Annotated in this window: 4 protein-coding genes; 1 reads left to right on the top strand and 3 read right to left on the bottom strand. The window is 67.1% G+C overall.

What is annotated here, in order from left to right; translation table 11 throughout:
• Positions 1-136: 136 nt before the first annotated feature.
• From B1A78_RS02300 to B1A78_RS02310, 3 genes are read right to left on the bottom strand one after another with little or no spacing between them, the layout of a single operon-like run.
• Complete coding sequence (locus tag B1A78_RS02300; RefSeq protein ID WP_077145390.1) at positions 137-1,537, bottom strand: efflux transporter outer membrane subunit; 1,401 nt, start codon at positions 1,535-1,537, stop codon at positions 137-139.
• A complete protein-coding gene (locus B1A78_RS02305; protein ID WP_077145391.1) occupies positions 1,534-4,734 on the bottom strand; it encodes a multidrug efflux RND transporter permease subunit in 3,201 nt (1,066 codons plus the stop codon). The genes B1A78_RS02300 and B1A78_RS02305 overlap by 4 nt, the downstream gene beginning before the upstream one ends.
• Before the next feature lie 6 nt (positions 4,735-4,740).
• Positions 4,741-5,913, bottom strand: coding sequence for an efflux RND transporter periplasmic adaptor subunit (locus tag B1A78_RS02310; protein ID WP_077145400.1), 1,173 nt, complete (start codon positions 5,911-5,913; stop codon positions 4,741-4,743).
• A gap of 226 nt (positions 5,914-6,139) precedes the next feature.
• Here B1A78_RS02310 and B1A78_RS02315 point away from each other — a divergent pair.
• Positions 6,140-7,780: beta strand repeat-containing protein (locus B1A78_RS02315; protein WP_372236861.1), on the top strand; the 1,641-nt coding region annotated here is incomplete at its 3' end.

Raw genomic sequence — 7,780 nt, forward strand, 5'->3', positions numbered from 1 at the left:
GCAACCCGGCTTATAGCTGAGATGATGCTCCATTTAGGGTCAGACAGGCGTTCAGACAGGCCATTGTGCGGGCATTTCATAGCGTATTTTCAAGTTCTTAGGCTGCGGGTTGTCGGACTCCCGCTCCGCCATTTCCTCAGTTTGCCGAAAGCCCGTCGTCGCCCAGCGAGCGATAAAGGGTGATGCGGTTGCGGATCGCGGCGAGTTCGACCGCGATTTGCGCACGGCGCGCGCTATACAGGCTGCGCTGCGCGTCGAGGCTCGACAGGAAGCTGTCGACCCCGCCGCGATAGCGGGCGTCGGTGAGCCGCGCGGTGTCCGCCGCCGCGTCGCTGTTCGCCTTTGCCGCACGCAACCGCTCGCCAAGCGTGCCTTGGTCGGCGAGCGCGTCGGCGACTTCGCGAAAGGCGGTCTGGATCGCGCGCTCATAGCTCGCCAGCGCGGCGTCGCGCTGCGCCTCGCTCACCGCCACCCCTGCCCGCCGCCCACCGGCGTCGAAGATCGACAGGCTCACGTCGGCGCCCGCGGTGAAGCGGAAGGCGTCGCCGGTGAATAGCGAACCCAGCGCGTCGCTCGCGAAGCCGAGCAGGCCGGTCAGCGAGATCGTCGGGAACAGCCGCGCGCGTGCGACGCCGATATCGGCATTGGCGGCGCGCAGCAGATATTCAGCCTCGATCACGTCGGGGCGGCGGAGCAGGAGTTCGGAGCTGGTCCCGGCGGGCAAGGTCGCGATCGACGCGCTGACCTCATCGAGGCTCGCGGGCAGCAGCGCCTTGTCGTAATCGGCGCCGACGAGCAGGCGGATCAGATTTTCGTCCTGCGCCACCGCCGCGGTCTGCAGCGCCAGATCGCCCTCGGCGGTCGCCAGCACCTGTTCAGCCTGGCGCAGGTCGGTGCGCGGCGCGACCCCGCCCTCAAGCCGCGCGCGCGTCAGGGTGACGCTGCGCCGCGCGCTCTCGGCGGTATCGCGGGCGATGGCAAGCAGTTCGCGGTCTGCGGCATGGTTCGCCCACGCCTCGGCGAGATCGGCGATCAGCGCGAGGCGGACGGTGCGCGCGGTCGCTTCGGTCGCGAAAGCGCGGTCGCGCTCGGCGGCGGTCGCATTGGCGAGCCGCCCGAACAGGTCGAGTTCGAACGCCGACACGCCGGCCTGCAACGCATAGGATTCGCGCCCGCCGCTCGAGACCCCGCCCGACACACCGCCGTCGGTATAGTCGGCCGAACCGCTGACCCCGATCGCGGGGAATTGCGCCGAGCGCGTCACCCGCACCTGCGCCCGCGCCGCCGCGACATTGGCGGCGGCGACGCGCAGGTCGCGGTTGTTGGCGAGCGCCTGCTCGATCAGCGCCTGCAGCCGCGCGTCGCGGAACAGCTGATTCAGCGTCACGCGCGGCAGCGCCGCCTCGCTCTGCACCAGATAGGCGTCGCCCACCGGCCACGACGCCGGCACCGGCGTTGCCGGTTGGACATATTTGGGCGCCAGCGAACAGGCGCCGAGCGCCAGCGTCGCGGCGGCGGTCAGGAACGCGCGCTTCATGCCGTCACCTCCGGCTGGCCCTTGCCGCGCCCGATCCAGCCGCGCACCGCCTGCAACCCGTCGCGCACCCCGCGCCGGACGAGCACGAAGAAGAGCGGGATGAAGAAGATCGCGAGGAACGCGGCGGTCAGCATACCGCCGATCACCGACGTGCCGATCGCGACGCGGCTGTTCGCGCCCGCGCCGGTGGCGATCGCGAGCGGCAGCACGCCGAAGATGAAAGCGAAACTGGTCATCAGGATCGGGCGCAGGCGGATGCGCGCCGCGGCGACCGCCGCCTCGATCACGCGCCGCCCCTTGCGCTCTTCCTGCTCGGCGAATTCGATCATCAGGATCGCATTCTTCGCCGCGAGTCCCATCGTCGTCAGCAAGCCGATCTGCAGATAGACGTCATTCTCCAGCCCGCGCAGCGTAACCGCGATGACCGCGCCGATCAGCCCCAGCGGGATGACGAGCAGCACCGCGAGCGGAACCGACCAGCTTTCATACAGCGCTGCGAGGCACAGGAAGACGACGAGCAGCGAGATCGCATAGAGGAAGGGCGCCTGCCCCGACGACAGCCGCTCCTGATAGGAGGAGCCCGACCAGGCGACGCTCGTGCCGGGGAATTCACCCGCCATGCGCTCCATCTCGTCCATCGCCTCGCCCGAACTGGTGCCCTTCGCGGGCTGGCCCGATATTTCGAACGCGGGAACGCCCTGGAAACGCGAACTGCTGCTCGGCGTCGTCGACCAGCCGATTTTCGCAAAGGCCGAAAAGGGCGACATCTCGCCGTCGTTCGAGCGGACATACCATTGGCCCAGGTCCTCGGGCTTGGCGCGATAGGCTGCGTCGCCCTGGACATAGACGCGCTTCACGCGGCCCTTGTCGATGAAGTCGTTGACGTAACGCCCGCCCCAGGCGGTCGCGAGCGTCGCGTTGACGTCGCTGTTGGTCAGGCCATAGGCAGTCAGCCGCTGCGTATCGACATCGACCTTGAGCGTCGCGACGTCGGGCAGGTCGGACAGGCGCACCGACGTGAGCTTGGGATTGGCATTGGCCATCGCGAGCAATTTTTCGCGCGCTTCGACGAACTGGTCGCGGGTCAGCCCGCCGCGATTCTGGAACTGCATCGTGAAGCCCGAGGAATCGCCGAGCCCGCGCACGGCGCCCGGGACCAGCGCGAAGATCTGCGCGTCACGCAGCCCGCTCAGCGCCTTGCGCGCCCGGTCGGCGATCGCGTCGGCGGTGCGATCATCACCCGGACGATCGTCCCAATGGACGAGGTTGACGAAGCCCTGCCCCGTGTTCTGCCCAGCCGCGGAACCGCCGCCGCCGCCCGCGATCAGGAACAGCGCGCCGACATTCGCCTTCTCCTCGGTGAGCATATATTTCTCGATCGCATCGCGCACCTCGAGCGTGCGGCCTTGCGTCGCGCCCGCCGGCAGGCGGAACTGCACCTGCACGCGCCCCTGGTCCTCATTGGGCAGGAAGCCGCCGGGCAACCGCAGGAAGAGCAAAGCCAGCACGACGAGCAGCACGGCATAGATGCCGAGGAACAGCCATTTGCGGTCGACGACCTTGGTGACACTGCCGACATAGCGCTCGACGACGCGGTCGAAGCGCGTGTTGAAGCCATTCTTGGCGCGGTCGAGCAAGGCGTTGGCGCGCGCGAAGCGGCCCTCGCCGCCTGCGGCTGCCGCGCTGCCATGGCCCTTGGGCTTGAGCAGGGTCGAGGTCAGTGCCGGGCTGAGGATCAGCGCGACGAGCACCGACAGCATCATCGCCGAAATGATCGTGACCGAGAATTGGCGGTAGATGACCCCCGTCGATCCGCCGAAAAAGGCCATCGGCAGGAACACCGCCGAGAGCACGAGCGCGATCGCGATCAGCGCGACCTGCAATTCCTGCATCGACAATATCGTCGCCTCGCGCGCCGACATTTCGGGATTTTCTTCCATCAGGCGCTCGACATTCTCGACCACGACGATCGCGTCGTCGACGAGCAGGCCGATCGCGAGCGTCAGGCCGAACAGGGTCAGCGTGTTGATGCTGAACCCCAATATGTAGAAGATGGCAAAGGTGCCGAGCAGCACCACCGGCACCGCGATCGCGGGGATCAGCACCGCGCGCCAGCTTTGCAGGAAGACGAACATGACGAGGACGACGAGCAGGATCGCCTCGAGCAGCGATTTCTGCACCTCGCTCACCGACAGCTTGATGAACGCCGTCGAGTCATTGGCATAGCTATAGGTCAGCCCGTCGGGGAAATCGGCCGCAAGCTCGGCCATGCGTTCCTTGACGCGGTCGGCGGTTTCGAGCGCGTCGGATCCGGGCGACAGCGAGATCGACATGCCCGCGCCCGGATGGCCGTTGATGCGGCTGACCACGGCATAGCTTTCGGCGCCGATCTCGACCCGCGCGACGTCCTTGATGCGGACCGCGGCGCCGTCGGGCAGCGTCTTGAGCACGATATTCTCGAACTCGGGTACCGTCTGCATACGCGACTGCGCGGTGACCGTCGCGTTGAGCATCTGCCCCTGCGGCGACGGCAGCCCGCCGACCTCGCCAGCAGCGACTTCGGCATTCTGCGCGGTGATCGCCGAAATCACGTCGCTCGGCATCAGCGATACGGCGGCGAGCCGCTGCGGGTTGAGCCAGATGCGCATCGCGTGCGGCCCACCGAAGATATTGACCTCGCCCACCCCCTCGACGCGCGACAGCGGATCCTGGATGTTCGATGCCATATAGTCGGACACGTCCTGGTTCACGCGCGTGTCGGTCTCGTCATAGACGCCGACGAGCAGCAGCGTGTCCGAATTCGACTTGGTGACGCGGATACCTTGCGCCTGCACCTGCTGCGGCAGGCGGGAGAGTGCCGACTGGATCTTGTTCTGGACCTGCACCTGCGCGATGTCGGGATCGGTGCCCTTGGCGAAGATCGCGGTGATATTCGCCTGCCCGCGCGAACTCGACTGCGAGCTGAAATAGAGCAGTCCGTCGATCCCGGTGAGCTGCTGTTCGAGCACCTGGGTGACGCTATTCTCGATCGTCTCGGCCGAAGCGCCCGGATATTGCGCGCGGATATTGACCTGCGCCGGGGCGATATCGGGATATTGCTCGATCGGCAGCAGGTTGAGCGCGCCGACGCCGCCCAGCATGACGATGATCGCCAGCACCCAGGCGAAGATCGGCCGATCGATGAACAGACGGGACATGCGCGGTCAGTTACCCTTCGCCGCGGGCGCGGCCGCTCCGTCCTTCGGCGCCCCGACGCGCTGCGCAGCGCTCGCCGCGACCGGACGGATCGGCTGACCCTGGCGAAGATTGCCGAGCCCTTGCGTAATCACCTGCTCGCCCGGCTTCAGTCCGGCGGTGACGATCCAGTCGCTGCCCAGCGTCCGGTCGGCGGTGACCTTGCGGCGCTGCGCCTTCTTGTCCTTGCCGACGAGGTAGACGAAGGCCGACCCGTCGAAGTCGCGCTGGATCGCCGCCTGCGGCACGCGAAACGCATTCTGTTCGACCGCCTGGTCGAACACCGCCTTCACGAACATGCCGGGAAGCAGGGTCCCTTGCGGGTTCGGGAAGCGCGCGCGCAGCGTCACCGTGCCGGTCTCCTCGCTCACCACCGCTTCGGAAAATTCGATCGTGCCGGCAAAACCATAGGTGCTGCCATCCTCGAGCAGCAGCCGCACGCTGGTGCTGCCCGGCAGTACGCCACCCGCCGCGATCGACTGGCGCAGCGCGGTCAGCTCGGCGCTCGACTGCTGCATGTCGACATAGATCGGGTCCGACCGCTGGATTACCGCGAGCGGGTCGGCCTGATTGGCGTTAACCAGCGCGCCGGCGGTGAACAGCGTGCGTCCGATGCGGCCGCTGATCGGCGCGGTGATCGTCGTGTAGCGCAGGTTGATGCGCGCCGTTTCGAGCGCGGCGCTGTTCTGCGCAACCACCGCATTGGCGACGCGCGCCTGCGCGGCGGCATCGGTATAGTCCTGCTTGGCGATCGCCTCCATTTCGGCGAGCGGCTTGAACCGCTCGGCCTTGACCTTCGCGGCTTCGGCGCTGGCGCGCGCGCTCGCCAGATTGGCGGACGCCTGGTCGACCGCGGCCTGGTACAGGCTGGAATCGATCTGGAACAAGGGCTGGCCGGCGCGGACATAGCCGCCCTGTTCGAACAGGCGGCGACGGATCAGGCCGTTGATCTGGGGCCGGACTTCGCTGGTCTCGAACGCGACGGTTCGTGCGCCAAGCTCGATCGGAACCGGAACGCTCGACGGCTGGACGACGACATAGCCGACCTGCGGCGCCTGCCGGTTGCCGCCACCCTCATCCTCGCTGGCCGAACAGCCCGCAAGCAACGCCACCGCGACACAGATCGCACCGAGCCGAAGCATCGGCCGCCCATTCACATGCATTCGAAGAACCTTTTCGGGCTGGGGGATAGCCGTGAGGCCATATCCTTGAGCAAATTGAACGGTCTTGCGCAATGCTTTGGTTACGATTGCGACAAGTTGATACAATTTTACCCGCCGCAGCCGATTTTTTTCCAAGGCTGCGGCAAACCGGCGTCGTCTTGATGGTGTCGCGGGAGGCTTCCCGCCCCGTTTCAAGAGGACCTTCATGCGCAAGACCCTACTCGCGTCCACCTGTCTGGTGGCTGTCATCGCCGCCCCCGTTCATGCCGAAACCGTGATTGGTAATGCGCTTACCACCCCGATCCGCACCTCGACGGTCAAGGAAGGCACGACGCCCGACGATGCCAAGCTCGCCGCGTCCGGCTCGATCAAGCCGACCTCGGGTACTGCGGTCACGATCGACAGCAACCACAAGGTCGTCAACGAAGGCACGATCCAGATCACCAACTCCAACGGGTCGATCGGCATTTCGGCCAACGCCGGGGTCGTCAGCAACATCACCAACGGCACCACCGGCAAGATCATCATCGACGAAAGCTATGCGCCGACCGATATCGACAATGACGGCGACATCGACGGCCCGTTCGCGGTCGGCAGCAACCGCATCGGTATCGCGACGCAGGGCGCCTTCACCGGCAATATCGTCAACTCGGGCGAGATCACGGTCGAGGGCAATGATTCCGCCGGCATCAAGCTCGGCGGCCCGCTGACCGGCAATTTCACCACCGACGGCAAGATTTCGGTGCTCGGCGACCGTGCGCTCGGCGTCGGTCTGCAGAATGTCACCGGCAACGTCCGCCTCGCCGGCACGATCAGCGCCACCGGCCTTGATGCCACCGCCGCGCGCCTGTCGGGCAACATCACCGGCGCGCTCGTCGTGCAGGGCACGCTGACCTCGACCGGCTACCGTTTCACCGCCGTCCCCGCCGACCCGTCGAAGCTCGACGCCGACGACCTGCTCATCGGCGGCCCGGCGCTGTCGATCGAGGGCGACGTGACCGGCGGCATCGTGCTCGCCATCCCGCCCAAGGACAGCAGCGCCACCGACCCCGACGAAGACAAGGACGGCATTCCCGACGCCAGCGAAGGCTCTGCGCTCGTCCGTTCGTTCGGTTCGGCCCCCGCGATGCGTATCGGCGCCGCAGGACGCGACGTCACCATCGGCCCCGTCGCCGGCACCGGCACCAATTTCGGTGTGATCATCGACGGCGGCATCGTCGGCAACGGCCTCTATGCGGGCAAGACCGCGACGGGCCTGCAGATCGGCGGCCTCGGCGGCAACGTCACTATCGCCGGCGGTGTTGCGATCGGCAGCAGCGGCACGATCACCGCGATCTCGAACGGCGCCTCGGCGACCGCATTCCAGGTCGGCTCGGGCGCGACGCTTCCCGAAATCCGCAACGCCGGCAAGATCGAGGCGAACGGCGGCAACGCCGCGACCGCGATCACCACGGGCATCCTCGTCGAGGCGGGCAGCAATGTCGGGATGATCCGCAACAGCGGCTCGATCATCGCCAAGGCCGGCGGCGACACCGGCACCGCGCGCGGCATCGTCGACCTGTCGGGCAATGTCGACCTGGTCGAGAACAGCGGCACGATCAACGCCAGCGGCGCGCTCGCGACCTCGGATCGCAACATCGCGATCGACCTGTCGGCGAACGCCGGCGGCGCGACGGTCAAGCAGACCGCGGTCGCATCGGGCATCACTGCGCCCAAGATCATCGGCGACGTGCGCTTCGGCGCGGGCAACGACGTCTTCGACATCGCCGACGGCACCGTCGCGGGCGACAGCTTCTTCGGCGCCGGCAACAACAGCCTCGCGCTCTCGGGCGACGCGATCTACGAC

The sequence above is a fragment of the Sphingopyxis sp. KK2 genome, from assembly GCF_001990265.1.
Taxonomy (GTDB): domain Bacteria; phylum Pseudomonadota; class Alphaproteobacteria; order Sphingomonadales; family Sphingomonadaceae; genus Sphingopyxis.